Source organism: Sodalis sp. (in: enterobacteria), from assembly GCF_051710625.1.
Taxonomy (GTDB): Bacteria; Pseudomonadota; Gammaproteobacteria; order Enterobacterales; family Enterobacteriaceae; genus JBPESN01.
In genome coordinates, this window is the sequence record NZ_JBPESN010000002.1 from 72,230 (window position 1) to 89,296 (window position 17,067).

11 protein-coding genes and 7 pseudogenes are annotated in these 17,067 nt (G+C 58.3%); 14 read left to right on the plus strand and 4 right to left on the minus strand.

Annotated elements, in window-relative coordinates; genetic code table 11:
* Positions 1 to 579: 579 nt before the first annotated feature.
* The 9 genes from otnK (at position 580) to ACTBDU_RS01375 (ending at position 5,662) form a co-directional block, all read left to right on the plus strand.
* Entirely contained in the window at positions 580 to 1,446 is an 867-nt protein-coding gene (gene otnK / locus ACTBDU_RS01335) for a 3-oxo-tetronate kinase (protein ID WP_438805274.1), read from the plus strand.
* A 55-nt stretch (positions 1,447 to 1,501) separates the two neighbouring features.
* Positions 1,502 to 2,215: a 3-oxo-tetronate 4-phosphate decarboxylase gene (gene otnC / locus ACTBDU_RS01340; protein ID WP_438805275.1), complete on the plus strand. Its 714-nt coding sequence runs from the start codon at positions 1,502 to 1,504 to the stop codon at positions 2,213 to 2,215.
* Positions 2,216 to 2,238: 23 nt separating this feature from the next.
* The gene (locus ACTBDU_RS01345; protein ID WP_438805276.1) at positions 2,239 to 2,829 is read left to right on the plus strand and encodes a DeoR/GlpR family DNA-binding transcription regulator; all 591 of its coding nucleotides are present in this window, start codon (positions 2,239 to 2,241) and stop codon (positions 2,827 to 2,829) included.
* A 185-nt stretch (positions 2,830 to 3,014) separates the two neighbouring features.
* Complete coding sequence (locus tag ACTBDU_RS01350; RefSeq protein WP_438805277.1) at positions 3,015 to 3,428, plus strand: GntT/GntP/DsdX family permease; 414 nt, start codon at positions 3,015 to 3,017, stop codon at positions 3,426 to 3,428.
* Complete coding sequence (locus tag ACTBDU_RS01355; protein ID WP_438805312.1) at positions 3,388 to 3,933, plus strand: GntT/GntP/DsdX family permease; 546 nt, start codon at positions 3,388 to 3,390, stop codon at positions 3,931 to 3,933. Before ACTBDU_RS01350 ends, ACTBDU_RS01355 begins: the two co-directional genes overlap by 41 nt.
* A 23-nt stretch (positions 3,934 to 3,956) precedes the next feature.
* On the plus strand, positions 3,957 to 4,274 hold the full coding sequence (locus ACTBDU_RS01360) for a GntT/GntP/DsdX family permease (RefSeq protein ID WP_438805278.1): 318 nt from the start codon (positions 3,957 to 3,959) through the stop codon (positions 4,272 to 4,274).
* A gap of 15 nt (positions 4,275 to 4,289) precedes the next feature.
* Positions 4,290 to 4,622, plus strand: coding sequence for a hypothetical protein (locus ACTBDU_RS01365; protein WP_438805279.1), 333 nt, complete (start codon positions 4,290 to 4,292; stop codon positions 4,620 to 4,622).
* A 14-nt stretch (positions 4,623 to 4,636) separates the two neighbouring features.
* Positions 4,637 to 4,843 carry a hypothetical protein gene (locus tag ACTBDU_RS01370; protein WP_438805280.1) on the plus strand — a complete coding sequence of 69 codons (207 nt, stop codon included), beginning with the start codon at positions 4,637 to 4,639 and terminating at the stop codon, positions 4,841 to 4,843.
* Between the two features lie 63 nt (positions 4,844 to 4,906).
* A complete protein-coding gene (locus tag ACTBDU_RS01375; RefSeq protein WP_438805281.1) occupies positions 4,907 to 5,662 on the plus strand; it encodes a hypothetical protein in 756 nt (251 codons plus the stop codon).
* Positions 5,663 to 5,701: 39 nt separating this feature from the next.
* On the opposite strand, the pseudogene ACTBDU_RS01380 reads toward ACTBDU_RS01375, so the two are convergent.
* The 4 genes and pseudogenes from ACTBDU_RS01380 to ACTBDU_RS01395 all read right to left on the minus strand — a co-directional run.
* Positions 5,702 to 6,269: pseudogene (locus ACTBDU_RS01380) on the minus strand (dienelactone hydrolase family protein); the annotation flags it as partial.
* Positions 6,270 to 7,035: 766 nt separating this feature from the next.
* On the minus strand, positions 7,036 to 7,203 hold the full coding sequence (locus ACTBDU_RS01385) for a hypothetical protein (protein ID WP_438805282.1): 168 nt from the start codon (positions 7,201 to 7,203) through the stop codon (positions 7,036 to 7,038).
* Positions 7,204 to 7,210: 7 nt separating this feature from the next.
* A pseudogene (alkB, locus tag ACTBDU_RS01390) lies at positions 7,211 to 7,861 on the minus strand (DNA oxidative demethylase AlkB).
* Between the two features lie 166 nt (positions 7,862 to 8,027).
* Positions 8,028 to 8,987, minus strand: a complete 960-nt coding sequence (locus ACTBDU_RS01395) for an aliphatic sulfonate ABC transporter substrate-binding protein (RefSeq protein WP_438805283.1) — start codon at positions 8,985 to 8,987, stop codon at positions 8,028 to 8,030.
* A gap of 571 nt (positions 8,988 to 9,558) precedes the next feature.
* Here ACTBDU_RS01395 and ACTBDU_RS01400 point away from each other — a divergent pair.
* From ACTBDU_RS01400 to ACTBDU_RS01420, 5 pseudogenes are all read left to right on the plus strand, one after another.
* Positions 9,559 to 10,014: pseudogene (locus tag ACTBDU_RS01400) on the plus strand (FCD domain-containing protein).
* 10 nt (positions 10,015 to 10,024) lie between these two features.
* Positions 10,025 to 11,238, plus strand: a pseudogene (lldD, locus tag ACTBDU_RS01405) (FMN-dependent L-lactate dehydrogenase LldD).
* Positions 11,239 to 11,517: 279 nt separating this feature from the next.
* A pseudogene (cycA, locus tag ACTBDU_RS01410) lies at positions 11,518 to 12,951 on the plus strand (D-serine/D-alanine/glycine transporter).
* A 48-nt stretch (positions 12,952 to 12,999) separates the two neighbouring features.
* A pseudogene (gene dld / locus ACTBDU_RS01415) lies at positions 13,000 to 14,724 on the plus strand (D-lactate dehydrogenase).
* A 298-nt stretch (positions 14,725 to 15,022) separates the two neighbouring features.
* A pseudogene (locus tag ACTBDU_RS01420) lies at positions 15,023 to 17,001 on the plus strand (TonB-dependent receptor domain-containing protein); the annotation flags it as partial.
* Between the last annotated feature and the right edge of the window lie 66 nt (positions 17,002 to 17,067).

The window sequence follows — 17,067 nt, forward strand, 5'->3', positions numbered from 1 at the left end:
TTTTTTCTCCCGCATGGCTGTCGCATAGGCTGCTCTCCGTCAGACCGGCCCCTAAAGGCCTTAATTCGGATTTTAAGGCCAGCGCCAGACTGCCAGATTCTGCCCCAGCGCGGAGAAATAAGATGGTAAAGGAAACAACGGGGTTATGCGTAACCGCTGCCCTGCTGCTGACCGTGTAGAGCGGGGTAGCATGTGTAACCGCTGCCCTGCTGCTGAGCCCTGCACATCTTTCGTCGCCGGAGCGAAATGATGTTTCTCTGTCCGCCCTTTTTCTCGTTTGCTCTGCGGAGTTTCCCTCTTTTGCGCACCGTCTTTTGCATTTTGGCACCTGCCTGCCGACGGGCGCCGGCGCTGAGCGCACGCGATTGCGTCAAGTCAATCATCCCTTTCTGATGGCAATATCATATTTTCACACGCGGATGTGAAAATAATCCTTTTTTAAAATCCATCACAATCAATAAGTGGCTAGCAAAAAGGCTGTATAAGGCGAGTGATTTTTCGTGAATAAGCATCATGGCAATGTGAAAGTACATCTCACATAATTTAACGTATTTTTACATCAGCAAGGAAACAGCAAACATGCCCATCAGGCTAGGCGTTATCGCCGACGATTTTACCGGGGCGACGGATATCGCCAGTTTCATCGCCGCAGCCGGCTGGCGGGTTGTTCAATTGAATGGCATGCCGACGCCGCCGTTGTCGACCTCGGCCGATGCGGTCGTCATCTCGCTGAAAACCCGCTCTTGTCCGGCGCCGGAGGCGGTTTCACTGTCGCTGCAAAGCGCGCGTTGGCTGCACGAAGAGGGCTGTGACCAGCTTTATTTTAAATATTGTTCTACCTTTGATTCTACTGCGCACGGCAACATTGCTCCGGTGACGGATGCGCAGTTGGCGGAAACCGGCCAACCCTTGGCCGCCCTGTGCCCTGCGCTGCCGGTCAATGGCCGGATGGTAGTGCACGGCTATCTCTTCGTTTTTGACCAGTTGCTGAGTGAATCCAGCCTGCGCCATCATCGCGTTACGCCGATGACCGACGCCAATTTGCTGCGGCTGATGGATGCCCAATCTGCGGGGCGCCTTGGCCTGTTGCCGCTCGCCTGTATCCGTCAGGGGCAAGCGGCCATTCGCCAGCATCTGGAAACACTGCAACAGCAAGGGTGCCGCTATGTGCTGGCCGACACGCTCGACTGCCAAGATTTGGCGGCGCTCGCCGCCGCGCTGCTTGCGTCGGTACTGCTGACCGGCGGCTCAGGGCTGGGAGGCGCCATTGCCGCCCACGCCACCAGCCAGCGCGCCGCGGCGCAAACCCGGGAGACACCGCCCCGCGCGGGCCGTGGCGTCGTCCTGTCCGGCAGCTGCTCGCAGATGATCAATCAGCAGGTGGTCCGCTACCGGCGACGGGCCCCGGCGCAGGCGCTGGATATCGACCGCTGTGGCTGGCGCTGAAATCAGGCAATTTTGGCGATCCCGATTTTTTTCAGTAAAGCACAGGGACTTTATCATGACTGAAGCCGAATTACGTGAGCAGATGGCCTCCCTGGCCCATTCGCTGTTTATCCGCGGTTATAGCAGCGGTGGCGGCGGAAATATCAGTTGTCATCTGCCCGACGGGGGCTTTCTGGTTACACCGACCAACTCCAGTTTCGGCGCGCTCGACGCACAACGCCTGAGTAAATTGGATGAACAGGGAGAGTGGGTCGCGGGCGATAAACCGTCCAAGGAAGCAATCATGCCCCGGGCGTTCTACAAACAGCGCCCGCAAACCGGCGGCGTAGTGCATCTGTATTCGCCCTCGGTGACCGCGCTGTCTTGCTTGCCGGGGCTAGATGCCGCCAATTGTCTGCCGCCGATCACGCCTTACTACGTAAAGCACGTCGGGGCGGTGGCGATGGTGCCCTACTTCCGCCCGGGAGACCCTGCGCTGACTGAGGGCATCGGCGCGCTGGCGCCCCGCCATAACGCCATGCTGCTGGCCAATCACGGCCCGGTGGTCAGCGGCGGCAGCCTGCGGGAAGCGGTGTTCAATGCTGAGGAGTTGGAAGATACCGCGCGATTATATTTTACCCTGCTACCCCACGGTATGGTGACGCTGACGCCGGAGCAGATCCACGAGTTGGCGGTGACGTTTAAACGCCCTGCGCAAGAGAAATCGACATGCTGCCAGAAGAGCGATAGAGTTTTATTTACAGCTATCTTTATCAGCACGTTTATGTGACCTTTTCAGCGCTGGCACAATTATTGAATGTCTCGCATATGGCCATTCGTCGCAATATTCAAATGCTGGAAAAAGACGGCAAAGCCACCATTATTAGCAGTGGCGCAAAATTAAACGAGGTGCTCAAGCAAGAATTACCTTGGCAAGAAAAAGCGCAATTACATCATCAGAACAAGCGTAATATCGCGCGAGTGGCGGAAAAACTGGTGGAATCCGGTCATGTTATTTATTTGGATGCCGGCACCATTACCTATGAAATCACACGCAGTATCGCAGATCAATTAAAAAAAGTGACGACAGTGACCAACGATTTCACGATTGGCGACTATCTGATGGAGCGTCAGCATATCACGTTCTTTCATACCGGTGGACAGGTGGATCGCCGCAACCAATCGTGTATCGGTAACAGCGCGGCAGACTTTATCCGCGGGCTAAATCTGGATATTGCGTTTATCAGCAGCAGTTCATGGGATATCGAACACAGTTTGTCTACCCCCGATGAGGGGAAATCGCTGGTGAAACAGGCGGCGTTGGCCAATTCATGCCGTAGCGTGCTGGTGTCCGACAGCAGCAAATACGGCATGTTTCATACTTTGTCCGATGCAGGTGTTTGACGACATTATTCACGATAATTTATTGTCAGAGGATATACAGGAAAAAATCAAACAACTTGCTATTAACCTGCATGTGGTAAAGAGCTGAACCACAACACAGTGGAATCCTAATAACAAGCGCACGCGACGGCGCCGAATAAATTCATTCATTATCATGGCCTGTACCCTGCGGGTCAGGAGGACATATGCATTTTGCTTATACACAATTTCTGTGGTTAATATGCTCTATAGCGGTATTAATCATCCTGATAACCCGCTTTAAGTTTCATCCGTTTCTGGCGTTAATTATCGCGGCGGGATTTCTGTGCATCGCTGCCGGTCTGTCCCCGGTTACCACGATTAAAAGCTTTGAAAAAGGGTTTGGCGGCGTGTTGGCCTCGACGGGTCTGGTAATCGACCTAGGCAGCATGCTCGGCGACGTGCTGCTGGAAACCGGCGACGCTGATAAAATAGCCAATACGTTCATCCGTCTGGGGCCGACCCGGACGATCCCTGCCACCATTTGCGTGGCGGCGCTGATAATCGGCCTGCTCACATCTGTTCGATGTGAGTTTCGTGATGTTGGTTCCGCTGGTATATGCCATCGCCCGGTGCACTAAAACCCCGCTGATGCGCGTCGGTATCCCGATGGCGGCCGGGCTGTATGTCGCCCACGGTCTGCTGCTGCCGCACCCGGCACCGACGCTGGCGATGACCACTTATCATGCCGACGTGGGCATGGCGATGTTTTACGGCCTGATTGTCGCGATATCGATGGCCATTCTGTCCGGGCCGGTCTTTACCCATCTGGCGATGAAATATTTCCCTGAGCTCAGCCATACAGGCACCGACGAACAGCCTATCGCGCCGCCGACCGCCCACACCGAAGGCAAACGCGAGCCGTCGTTCGCCCTGTCGATGTTTACCATCCTGCTGCCGCCGCTGTTGATGATGACCCGTACGCTGCTGGGCCACGCTATCGCGCCGGAAAATCCGTTGGCACAGCTGATTAATGCCGTTGGCGATCGGATTGTCTCTTTGCTGGTGGCGGTGCTGTTCTCCCTGTACGCCCTCGGCGTACGCTCCGGCTACAGGTATGCAGTAGTTGCAGAAAATTCTCGGTAAAAGCCTGGGGGCAGGCAGCGGCGGTGATCCTGCTTCTGGCCTGGTTGGTCGCGGCCCTTATCCGTATCGCCATCGGCGCAGCCACGGTTGCGGTCGTCACCACCGCCGGTATCGTCGCGCCGCTGGCTGCGAATAGCGGCGTGAATCTGGAATTATTGGTGTTAGTCACCAGCACCGGCGGCTTGATGCTGTCGCACGTTAACGATTTCGGCTTCTGCCTGTTCAAAAAATATTTCCGCCTTACCGTAAGCCAGACGCTAAAAAGCTGTACGCTGCTGGTGTTCTTCCAGTCGCTGCTGGGTCTGCTGCTGGTGTTGCTACTGAATTTACTGATTGCCTAATAACGAGGTATTACCATGAATTACCATTTATTGTTTGAGGCGCTGCGTACCCGCCGGATCCGCATCGCCGTGACCGGCGCCAGCGGCGGATTCGCCCGCTCACTGCTGGCGCAATGTCGCGCTATCCCGGCGATAGATATTGTCGCGCTGTGCGACCTGAATACCGACGGTGCCCGTGCGTTATTAAGCGCCCTGCGCTACCGCGACCAGGATAACTGCGTCTGCGCCGCGGAGCAGGACGTGCGCCGCTGCCAGCAGGACGGTGAGCTGGCCATCATCAGCGACTATCGCCTGTTGTTGGCGCTGGAATTCGATATGGTGGTGAGGCCACCGGCAAGCCCGAGGTAAGCATCGACATCGCCGTGACGGCGCTTAAGGGCGGTATCCATGTCGGCATGGTCAGCAAAGAAACCGACTCGGTGGCCGGCCCTTGGCTGAATCGTCTTGCGGCACAGCATAATGCCATTTACACCACGGTAGACGGCGATCAGCCCAGCAATTTGATTGGCCTGTACACCTGGGCGAAAGTGTTGGGCCTGGAGGTCATCGCCGCCGGTAAATCCAGCTAATATGACTATATCTACCATCATCAGGACAACGGCCGGCTGGACTATACCGATAAAATCGTCGAGGTGCCGCAACTGTCCGCGTTGTGGTCCCTGCCGGCGCAGGATGTGGCGTATTCGCTCCGTCTGCGCAGCGAAGCGCTGGCGATGCTACCGCAAAGCGCCACGCCCGATTATTGTGAAATGAATGTGGTGGCCAACTCTCTCGGCTTTGTTTTGGCCACCCCGATGCTGAATTACCCGCTTTGCCATATCCATGAGCTGGCAAACGTCTTTATCCCGCGCGAGGACGGCGGCATTCTGACCCAAACCGGCGTAGTGGATGTGTTTAACTGTCTGCTTCGCCACGACGAAGCCAGCTTCGGCGGCGACGTATTTATCGTGGTGCACTGCGACGACGAAGAAACCTGGAAGATGCTGGCGGAAAAAGGCCACGTGGTCAGCTGCAACCGGCGCTATGCCGCGCTGTATCTGCCTTACCACATCATGGGGCTGGAATCGCCCATCAGTCTTTTCTCCGCCGTGCTGCACCATCATCCCTCCGGCGCCCACGATCAGCAGGTGCATGCGGTTATGGTTGGCTTCGCGGAGCGCCCGCTGCCCAAAGGGGAAACGCTGGCGATGGGAGGTCACCACCATATTATCGACCACGTAAGCGCACGGCTGCTGGCGAAAGCCGACGCCCAGGGCATTGCGCCCTTTTACCTGCTGGCCAACAAAACCCTGACACAGGATCTCCCGGCGGGAGAACTCATTCTGCTATCGGCCCTGGCGCTTGAAGATTCCCTACTGTATACCGCCTGGCGCGAAACGGCGCTGTAACCAATCCAGCGTCCGCTGCCAGGCGAGCTCCGCCGCCGCGCCATAGCAAAACCCGGTAATACCCACCTTGCCGCTGCCGGCCGGATGCGCCTTTAAAAAGTCTATCGCGGCGAAAAAATCATTCATCAGCTTCACCAGATCCACCTGGGCCTGCAATTCCCGTCCTTTCTCATCGTTGCCTGGATAGCCGCTCACAGAACTTAGACCGTCTGGGGGGTCAGCGCGATAAACCCCGCTTTGGCCAGACGTCGCGCGACGTCCTCGATATAAGGGTTTAGTCCGCGGTTCTCGTGAACTACGACCACCGCGCCGGTCGGACCGGCTGCCTTTGCCGGGCGGACATAATAGCCGCGTACCTGCCCATGGCCTTGCGGCGAAGGATAGGTGTGATAATCCGCGCCACAATTGCCGGGTCGGTAAATTCCACCTGCTCGGCGAGGGCGTAATTCGGACTCATCAGCGACAGAATAGACGCCGCCGTCAGGCCACCCACGGCGTATTTTGCCGCCTTGGACAGAAATTCGCGTTTGGTTATCTTATCGTAGGCGTAATAGCCATACAGCTCAAGCAGGTTGGGATGAAGATCTTTCGCCGTCAAATAAGCCATGATTACTCTCCTCTACGCGGTGGGGGTCAGCTGTAATGTTAGCGAATTTTTGCCGCCGGCGCAGCAGATGCCTCCCGGGGCGCTGTCGGTCGCGTTATGTAGGTCGCCGTCCGCCTTGCTGCGCGCGTTTGAGGGCGCAGGCGTATCATGCCCCACGGCGGCGCACGCCAAAGCGGCCCCTTCCCGATGCCACATTCGCTATCTATTGACATTGACCCTCTTGGGAGAGGGGGGCATCTTTTGCGGCGTCAAGCACTAAATTGGCCGTACCCCGGCAATGATATTACCGGCAGCGGCAGCGCGCCAACCACCTTGTTTTACCTGCGACGGTTACGGCGAGGCGAAAGCGCGCATGAGGGTGTCATGACCGCGGCGAGGCGCACATATGGCGGATGCTCCAAACTCTGTCGCCCGACAAACTCCCCCAGGTCGCCCACGTCAAGGACAGCATAACGACCCGAGACACATCGCCATGCCTGGGGGCAACTACACCGGCATTGTGCTGCCTGCAATCCGCTTTAATCAGGGCGGCCGGTGCCAAGACGCCTTTCGAGTTCATTGGCGTGGCGGTGGGCGACTATCAAGTCACAGTCGACCAGTAACAGCGCGTGGTGGGACAGCACGACATGGCGCCGCCCTTCCCGGGCATCGGGACCCGGCACAGTACGCCAATACTGTGGGCGGTACCGGCAATTTTGCGCGCCAGCGCCCTGTCGCCGCAGGCAAGGTTAAACCGCCCGTCTCAGAAAGAGCCTTCCACCGCCTGCTAATGGGTAGCAATTCCCCATTGCGTCAACGCGTCGCGCAAGATACCGCACAAATGGCGATACACGTCCTCCCTGGCGTCGCCAAACGCGCGCGCGTTTGGGTATGCCAGACTGAGATTGACGATGCCCGACCCTTGCGGCACCAGCACGGCGCCTGGATACGCCAACTGGCCCTTACAGCGCTTTACGTAGCGTGATATTAATACGATGCGGCCCGACGAGGTAATGGTAGTTTTTTTAATCGGCAAAATACCGTGGAAACGAAGCCGCGCAAAACCGCCTTATACCACCACGTCGCCATAAGCCAGCGGTATCCGTTGCGCGGGATCGCCTCGCTGCAGACCGCCAAACTGAAACACCGCAGGCAGACCCAGAGATACCGATACGATCGGCGCGCCAAAGTCATGCTCGTCTTTATCCTGGTGCAAAGAGAGTTTACCGCCGACATCGTAACGGCTCATCAAGCAGGCATCGGGTACAAAGCGGGCAAAACCCACCTGCAGAGCAGCCTCCTCCGCCAGCGCCATCAGAATGGCCGGGATCGGCGGCCATGCCTGGCCGTTGCGCGGATTACGCTCCGTATAGCGATAACCATGATTGTCGCTGTTCCAGCCGTGGCCGCACCAGCTCATCGCCAGCGACATGGTGTAGCCCCCGGCGTGCTCATATGTCGCTATGGCACCTCGGCCACGACAGACTGCACAGCCGCCAGCAGAGCGGCGCCGTGTTCGCGCACGAAACCGTGCAGCACAACCGCCCCCCCGGCGCGACCGTTTCCCGCCAGGGCGGTGGCGGTAGCGCGTCTTCAAAAAGATCTAATGTCATGGCCAAACCCTGTACAAATACCCAGTACTCAGTTTAGCCTTTTGCGCGCCATTGTCCAATCTGCGTTGCCGACCACCTCAGCCGGCAGGGCCGCCGCTTGCGTGCGCAATTCGTCTGGCATGCCACGGTGCTAAAAGTCGGCGCGCACAGCGGTCCGCCTGACGCTTTAGGACGCCGGCGGTTGCCAGACGGACACCGCCTGCGCATCAATGCGTTTGGGCAACAACTCCGCCTGCGTGAAGGCATCGGCAATACGCTGCTGCTCCGCAAGACTGTCGCGGGTTACCGGCACCACGCGGTAGCTGCGATGCGCGTTCGCCTGCTCTACCGTGGCAGCGTCAAGATTGCCCCACAGCGGGCTAAGCAGCTGCGCCGCCTCAGCGGGATGGGCGGTTACCCAGGCGCAGGCCTGCGTCAGTTGGCGGTAAATCAACGCCAGCACCTCGGGATGTTGTTTGGCAAAGGCGCTGGAGGACAGATAATAACGCTGGTAGCTGGCGAGTCCCTGACCGCCGGCCAGCACGCGGGTGTTTTGCCGGCGTTCGGCGCTGGAAACAAAGGGTTCCCAGGTCACCCAGGCATCCACCTTGCCGGTCTGGAACGCCGCCAGCCCATCCGCCGGGGTCAGATAGGCCGGCGTAATGGCTTTAAAGGTCAAATGCGCCTTTTCCAGCGCGGTGCTAAGGAGATAATGGCTGCCGTCCGCCTTGGTCACCGCGATGCGTTTCCCTTTCAAGTCCGCCAACGTCTTAAGCGGCGAATCCTGGGCGACCAGAATGGCCTGTGCGTCCGGCGAAGACTCCTCGCGGGCGAAATAGGTCAGGTCCGCCTCCGCCGCCTGGGCGAAGACCGGAATGGTGTCGGCCACATCGGCGGAAATATCCACATGGCCAATATTCAGCGCTTCCAGTAACGGCAAACTGCTTGGGAATTCATACCAGCTGATTTTGACGCCCTGCTGCGCCAGGCGCTGTTCCAGGGTGCCCTGCAGTTTCAGTATTGACATTAAGGTGGAAGATTTTTGATGGTCGATACGGAGCGTGATTTCCGCCCGCGTGGCGGCATGTATTCCCATTCCCAACATAAATAGCAGCGCGCCGTGACGGCCAAAGGTAACGTGAAACATAGTGATTCCCTGAAAAGTGAGGTGATATTAAGCTCCGGCAGTTGCTTTGCGCTGTCAAAGGACAAAAACAGCTTACTAAAGTCATCCACCGGCAAAAGGTGCTCAATACCGGCTGGCGTCACGCTGGCTTGGGGTTTGGGGTTTGGGGTTTGGTCCGACCAAAAACAGAAAAAATGTGATTTGCATCGTGAACAAACGCATTTTGTCTCCTGTGACGTCGCCTTTTGTTAAATAAAGATTATTTTTATGTAACCGATATGGCAATTACACCATTTGGTCCGACTACATCAATGGCCTTCTGCCGGTTTTGACCACGTTGCGGAGCGAGAGCCCGCCCTACAGAATCCTGCGGTCACACGGAAAGGCCGCCCGGACGGTGCAGGGGTGAAGCAAATGCCGCGATCGCCGATGGCATGCTGTCGCTGCCTCAGCCAAACGGCGCTAGAAATCTGGAGCAAAACGCGGCAACCGCCGCGCGACCATTACGCTTACCACGGCGCGACGGCGTCAGCGCCTTAAGCAGGCGCCGGTGCCATAAAAGGAAAGTGATGGAGAGGAAAAACCTTGACCACTGACACGCCATTGCGCCTGGCGGATCGTATTGCGCGCGACAGAGGAAGATAAAGCGCGGCTCCAGGCCTGTTTTGACGCGACACGCCGCGTACGCGACCAGGATAACCCCGAGCAGGCGGCGCAGGCCGATGTCCGGTTTCACCTGGCCATTGCCGAAGCGTTGCATAATCTGATGCTGCTGCAAACGATGCGCGGCTTATTTGCCTTGCTGCAAACCTCGGTGCAGCAAAGCCGCCAGCGGATGTATACACGCCCGGTTCATTTCACCCGTCTGACGGAGCAGCACTAGGCGCTATTGGACGCCATCTTCGCCGGCGATGCTCCCGCAGCGCGTCAGGCGGCAGTAGTCCATTTGGACAGCGTGCATCAGACGCTAAAGTCTTTACAGGAAGACGACGCGCGCCTGGCCCGTCTTGGCCGTTTTTCCCCCTCCTCCTCCTCCAGCGAAACATAATGAGACAGTTATGATCATTTCAGCAGCGAACGACTATCGCACCGCGGCCGAACGTAAACTGCCGCCTTTTTTGCTCCATTAGCTGGACGGCGGCGCTTACGCGGAATACACCCTGCGTCGCAATGTGGAATATCTTTCGAGCATTGCGCTGCGCCAGCGGGTACTTTGCAATATAGCCGAGCTCAGTCTCGAAACGCAGCTGTTCAAGCAAACGCTAGCGCTGGCGCCGGTAGGGCTGTGCGGTATGTACGCCCGCCGCGGTGAGGTACAGGCGGCACGCGCCGCCGATGATAAAGGCATTCCCTTCACGCTATCGACCGTCTCGGTCGGCACGATTGAGGAGATCTCCTTGGCGATAAACCGTCCCATGTGGTTCCAGTTGTATGTCCTCAAGGATCGGGGATTTATGCGCAACGTCCTGGAGCGCGCCAAGGCAGCCGGCTGCGCGACGCTGGTGTTTACCGTTGATATGCCGGTGTACGGCGCCCGCTACCGGGACGTCCATTCCGGCATGAGCGGGCCGAACGCCGCCCTGCGCCGCTATTGGCAGGCGATAACCCACCCCGGCTGGGTCTGGGATGTCAGCGTACGCGGCTGGCCGCACGATTTGGGCAATATTTTCGCCTATTTGGGAACGCCTACCGGGCTTGAAGATTATATCGGCTGGCTGGGCAACAATTTCGATCCGTCGATTTCCTGGCGGGATCTCGAGTGGATCCGCGATTTCTGGCAGGGTCCCATGGTTATCACAAGGGCATTCTCGATGCGGAGGATGCGCGGGATGCGGTACGTTTCGGCGCGGACGGCATTGTCGTGTCCAACCACGGCGGACGGCAGCTTGACGGCGTGCTCTCTTCTGCCCGGGCGCTGCCCGCCACCGCCGATGCGGTGAATGGCGACATTGCCATTCTGGCCGATGGCGGTGTACGCAACGGGCTTGATGTGGTGCGGATGTTGGCTCTCGGCGCCGATACGCTGCTGCTGGGCCGCGCCTATATTTACGCCCTGGCGACGGCGGGTCAGGCCGGCGTGGCGCATCTGCTGGCGCTGATTGAAAAAGAGATGCGGGTGGCGATGACGCTGACCGGCGCCAAAACCATCGGCGATATCTCCCGTGATTCGCTGGCGAAAGAAAGTCTGGCGCCGGCCACAAGCCCCCCACGCGCTGCCCGGCTAAGCCCCAACTCGCGCAGGCGGTACGGGTTATCACCGCCGCAACGCTAGAAGGAGGGATTGTGTCAAGGAGAGAATGAAATTAATCAGCAAGCCTGGTCATCATTATTCAGTACATACTGGCTTTTGGCATAATAAAAAAACATTAACGCTCTTGAGTATTAATACACCATCTTATGGCCGCTTATGCGGTTTGTCCCCTGAGGGCCTGGCGACACGCCCCATGCCCGGCCGGCCGCCGGCGCGGTCTGCGCGCGCTCCCGCGGGCCGCACGTACACAGGAATTCAGTTTTAACGCCGACACAACATCACCGACAGGAACTAGTCACGATGGCTGTTGAAACAAAACATGCACCCCTCCCCGCCCGGCCGCCCGAAAAGCTGCGGCGCACGCTCACCAACCGATATATTCAGCTCATGGCAATTGGCGGCACCATCGGTACCGGCCTGTTTATGGACTCGGGAAAAACGCTCAGTCTGGCGGGGCCGTCAATCGCCTTTGTCTATATGATCATCGGCTTTATGCTGTTCTTCGTCATGCGTGCAATGGGAGAGCTGCTGCTTTCCGACCTCAGTTACAAATCCTTCAGCAATTTTGCCACCGAGCTGCTTGGGCCCTGGGCCGGGTATTTTACCGGCTGGACCTATTGGTTTTGCTGGGTCGTCACCGGTATCGCCGATATGGTCGCCATCAGCGTTTATTTTCAATTCTGGTTTCCCGGGTTTTTCATCTGGATGAGCGCCATGCTCTGTGTGACGGTTTTTGTCACCTTAAACATTGCCACGGTGAAAACGTTTGGCGAAATGGAATTTCGGTTCGCTATTATCAAAATTGTCGCCATTGTGGCGCTCATTATCGCTGGCGCGGCGCTTGCGGCGATGCACTGTCCCAGTTCTGCCACCGATCATGCGGGGCTTGACAATATCTGGCGGTGCGGTGGGTTGTTTCCCCATGGCATGAGCGGTTTCTTCGCCGGCTTTCAAATTGCCATTTTCGCCTTTGTTGGTATCGAACTGGTCAGCACCGCGGCCGCCGAAACCGCGGATCCAGAGCAGGTACTGCCCGGGGCCATCAACGCCATTCCGCTGTGGGTAATTATGTTTTATGTACTGGCGCTGCTGGCGATTATGGTCGTGACACCCTGGAATGTAGTGTCGGCGGACCGCAGCCCGTTTGTCGCCATGTTCACCCTGACCGGATTGCCGGCGGCGGCCGGCATCGTCAATTTCGTGGTGCTGACCTCGGCGGCGTCTTCCGCCAATAGCGGTATTTTTTCTACCAACCGGATTCTGTTCGGGCTGGCGGAGCAAGGCGTGGCCCACCCGGCGATTTGCCCTGCTCTCGCGGCGCGCGGTGCCATTGAACGGCCTGCTGTTTTCATGTCTGTGTCTGCCTGGTGGGTGTGGCGTTAATCTACCTTATTCCCAACGTCATGACCGTGTTTACGCTGGTCACTACCGTCGCCGCCATCCTGTTTATGTTTGTGTGGTCGATTATTCTGCGTTCTTATCTGGTCTATCGCCGCAAACATCCAACGCGTCACCGGCATTCCCCCTTCAAAATGCCGCTTGGTAGGGGGATAAGCTGGGACCTGTCTGGGGTTTTTCCTGTTTGTGCTGGTGCTACTGGCGTTGCAAAATGATACTCGCGATGCGCTGTTGGTGACCCCACTCTGGTTTATGGCCCTGGCCGCCGGCTGCCAATGGCAGCGGCGCAAGACGCACAAGCGGCCAAACGGCGCCGACGCGCGTAACCACGGCTGACCGCGGCCTGACCGCCCCCCGGCGCGCCGTTAAACCAAGGAGCGAACGATGTCAGAGTCAGCCAAAGAAGAAACCGCATCGGACACCCCCCTGACGGCAACCGCGCGCGCCGGCCCTATCCGCCGGTTGATTGCCCTGGTCGGCGCTGGCCACGTTCTTACCGGCGAGTGGGAAACGCGACGCTACCGTACCGGCTTTCGTTTCGGCAGCAGCAAAGCGCTGGCGCTGGTCAGAGCCGGCTCACTGGTGGAACAATGACGCGTACTGCGCGCCTGCGTCGATGCCGGCGCGATCGTTATCCCCCAAGGCCGCCAATACCGCCCTGACCGGCGGTTCGACCCCGGATGGCGATGCTTATGATCGCGATATTGTCATCCTCAGCACTACCCGGATGAACAAAATCAGGCTTACCAACGACGGCAAGCAGGTGATTTGCCTGCCTGGCGCGACACTCGACCAGTTGGAGCGCCAGCTTGCCCCGCTGGGCCGCGAGCCGCATTCGGTTATAGGCTCCAGTAATTCCGGCGGCACCTTGGTGCACCGCTGGCTGGCCTATACGCAATTATCCGTGTTTGCCCGCGTCGATGCCGAGGGCAAGCTGGCGCTGATAAATCACTTGGGCGTCGCCCTGGCGGGGGACGAAGAAACTCTGCTGGCCCGCCTGGATCGGGACGATTACGGCGAGCAGGACATTCGCTATGATACCGACGACGGCTCCGACAAAGGTTATGCCGACCATGTCCGCCAGATTGATGAGCCTACCCCCGCCCGTTTCAATGCCGATCCCGGCAGGCTGTTTGAGGCTTCGGGGTCTACCGGCAAAGTGATGGTCTTTGCCGTACGGCTGGATACCTTTCCCATGGCCCGCGGTGCGCGGGTGTTTTATATCGGCACCAACCAGACCTCGGTACTGACCGCTATCCGGCGCCATATCTTAAGCCGGTTTACCCATCTGCCCCTCTCCGGCGAGTATCTGCACCGCGACGCTTATGATATTGCCGCTCGCTACGGCAAAGATACCTTTTTGCTGATCCACTGGTTGGGTACGGCGCGCCTGCCGGCGTTGTTTGCGCTGAAAAACCGCTTCGATTTACTGGCGGAACGGCTGCCTCTTTTACCGCCGCATTGCGGTAATCGTCTGTTGCAGTTCTTCAGCCGCCTGCTGCCTAATCCCCCCTGCCGGCGCGCATGCAGGCGTATCGGGACCGTTATGAACATCATTTGTTGCTCAAAGTCAGCGCGGAGGGAGTGGCGGAGGCGCAGGCTTTCCTCAGCAACTATTTCGCCGGGCATGAGGGCGCGTTCTTCGCCTGCACCGAGGAGAAAGGCAAAAAAGCGTTTCTTCATCGCTTTGCCGCGGCTGGCTCGGCGGTCCGCTACCGCGCCTTCCACTCCCGCGCGGTGGAAGATATCGTCGCATTGGACATCGCTTTGCGGCGCAATGATGAAGACTGGTTTGAGCATTTACCGCCGGCGCTGGACCAGCAGATGGTGCATAAACTATATTATGGTCATTTCCTATGGCATGTTTTTCATCAGGATTACATCATCAAAAAAGGCCAGGATTGCCTGGCACTGGAGCACCGTCTATAGCAACGGCTGGACGCACGTGGCGCACAGTATCCCGTCGAGCACAACGTCGGTCATCTTTACCCCGCGCCGCCGCCGCTGCGGCGCTTCTATCAACAGCTCGATCCGTGTAATGGTTTTAATCCCGGCATCGGTCAGATGTCGAAGTGTAAAGACTATGGCGAGGCGGGCGGCAAAGAATAAGCTACCGGTCGGGCTCCGCATCGCCGCCCGCGCCGCCTGCAATAACGACGGCGGGCGCATTGTCGGACAACATCAGGCCCTCCCGAGCGGCCGGAAAAACGTCAGCGCGCCGCCCCTGATCGGTGGTTAATAGCCGCCCCAGAAGAAGGTTAATGTCATTTATGCTTTTCAATAATGTGGTGGGCGTATTACTATTCGTTAAAATGGATTTAACAGGTACCTGGCCTGCCGGCCGAATCATAATGACAAACCAAGTAATAAACGCCTCACCCCGTTTCTGGTCATCTTCTACGTTGGTCTGCTTTTCCTTAACCTTACCGGGGCCGCCGCGACGCCGGCGACGACACCGCCGGGAAAGACCCACGACGCACCCTCGCAGACGCTGATCGTCACCGCCACCCCGCGGACTGGCTTAGCCGAGCTGACCACGCACGCCGCCCTTAGCGTGCTTACGGGCGAGGATTTCCGCCAGGCCAAGCTGCAAGTCAATTTATCGAAAAGTATGTGCAGCGTACCGGGCCTGAAAATTCAGAACCGGCAAAATTATGCCCAGGACCTGCAACTGTCGGTGCGCGGGTTTGGTGCCCGCTCGATGTATGGCGTGCGCGGCGTGCGTATCTACGTCGACGGCATTCCGGTGACCATGCCGGATGGCCAGGGCCAGACGTCGAATATCGATCTTAGCGGCGTCGTTAACGTGGAGACCGTCACCGGCAGCCAGCCGGACAAAATAGAAGCGGGCCTGTATACCGACAGCTACGGCAGTTGGCGCTATGGCGTGAAGGCCACCGGTGCCGTCGGCGATGGCTCACAGGCCGGCGATGTCAACTACGCTGTCTCGACCACCCGCTTTATCACCCACGGCTATCGCGATCTCAGCGATGCGCGCAAAAACCTTGCAACGCCCAGCTCGGGGTACGTATTGACGATGTCAGCACCCTGACCCTCTTGTTTAACGCCGTGTATATTACCGCCAACGATCCCGGCGGTTTGACCGAGGATCAGTGGCATGACAATCCCCGTCAGGCCACCCGCGCCGAACAGTTCAATACCCGCAAAACCCTGACCCAGACGCAGGCCGGCCTGCATTATCAGCGGCAGATGAGCGATGATGACGACCTGAGCGTAATGATGTATGCCGGCGAACGCGACACCACCCAATATCAGGCGATACCGGCCGCAACTCAGGCCAACCCGCTGGACGCACCGCGGGGCGCTCGGCGCCGTGCCGCTCACGCTGACCGGCGGCCTGGATTACGGAAACGATGACCGAGCAGCGAAAAGGCTATGAAAACTATACCCTGAACAATGGCGTCACCGAGCTCGGTACCCAGGGCAATCTGCGGCGCAATGAACGTAACCTGATGTGGAATCTCGACCCCTATTTGCAGAGCGCCTGGTCGCTGACCTCGCGGCTGACGCTGAATGCCGGGGTGCGTTTCAGCCACGTCCAGTTCGACTCCGACGATTGCTAACATTACCGCCGCCAACGGCGATGATAGCGGTAACGCCCGCTATCATCGCTGGCTGCCGGTAGGATCATTAAGTTACGCCGTCACCGATGGCTAGAATGCGTATCTGTCCGCCGGCCGGGGGGTTTGAAACCCCCACACCATAAACGAACTCTCCTACCGGCCCGACGGCCAGCCGGGCCTGAACTACGCGCTAAAACCCTCCACCAGCAATACCATAGAGGTCGGCAGTAAAGCGCGCATCGGCAGTGGGCTGGCAGCCGTCGCGTTATTCCAGACCGACACCGAGAATGAAATTGTGGTCGCGGATAGCAGCAACGGCCGCACCAGCTATACCAATGCCGGCAAAACCCGCCGGCGTGGTCTGGAACTCTCGCTGGATCAGCAGTTTGCCGACGATATCCAACTGCGTCTAACGTGGACGTTGCTGGATGCGACCTACCGCACCCGCGCCTGCAGCAGCAGCGACTGCAGCGAGGGCCATGTAATCGTCGCCGGTAATCGCCTGCCCGGCATCGCCCGCAACATGGGTTACGCCTCGCTGGCCTGGTCCCCTCCCGAAGGCTGGTATGCGTTACATGAGCGATATTGAAGTCGATGATGAAAATAGCCAGCAGCAAAAGCCTATACCGTCACCACGCTGGATACCGGTTACCGTTACGTATTGGGCAACTGGCTGATGAACGTGTACGGCCGGGTGGATAACCTGTTTGACCGCCGCTATGCGGGGTCAGTCATCGTCAATGAAAGCAATGGCCGCTATTTTGAACCGGGGGCGGGCAGAAACTGGGGCGGCGGCGTTTCGCGCTCGCTTATACATTCCAATAATACCCATCGGGCGTGCCCCGCCATTGGTCTGAACCACGGGGCA

Excerpts from the sequence above, each read along its gene's own strand:
- otnK (WP_438805274.1), top strand. The coding sequence starts at position 580 with ATGCCCATCAGGCTAGGCGTTATCGCCGACGATTTTACCGGGGCGACG.
- otnC (WP_438805275.1), top strand. The coding sequence starts at position 1,502 with ATGACTGAAGCCGAATTACGTGAGCAGATGGCCTCCCTGGCCCATTCG.
- ACTBDU_RS01350 (WP_438805277.1), top strand. The coding sequence starts at position 3,015 with ATGCATTTTGCTTATACACAATTTCTGTGGTTAATATGCTCTATAGCG.
- ACTBDU_RS01355 (WP_438805312.1), top strand. The coding sequence starts at position 3,388 with ATGTTGGTTCCGCTGGTATATGCCATCGCCCGGTGCACTAAAACCCCG.
- ACTBDU_RS01365 (WP_438805279.1), top strand. The coding sequence starts at position 4,290 with ATGAATTACCATTTATTGTTTGAGGCGCTGCGTACCCGCCGGATCCGC.
- ACTBDU_RS01395 (WP_438805283.1), bottom strand. The coding sequence starts at position 8,987 with ATGTTTCACGTTACCTTTGGCCGTCACGGCGCGCTGCTATTTATGTTG.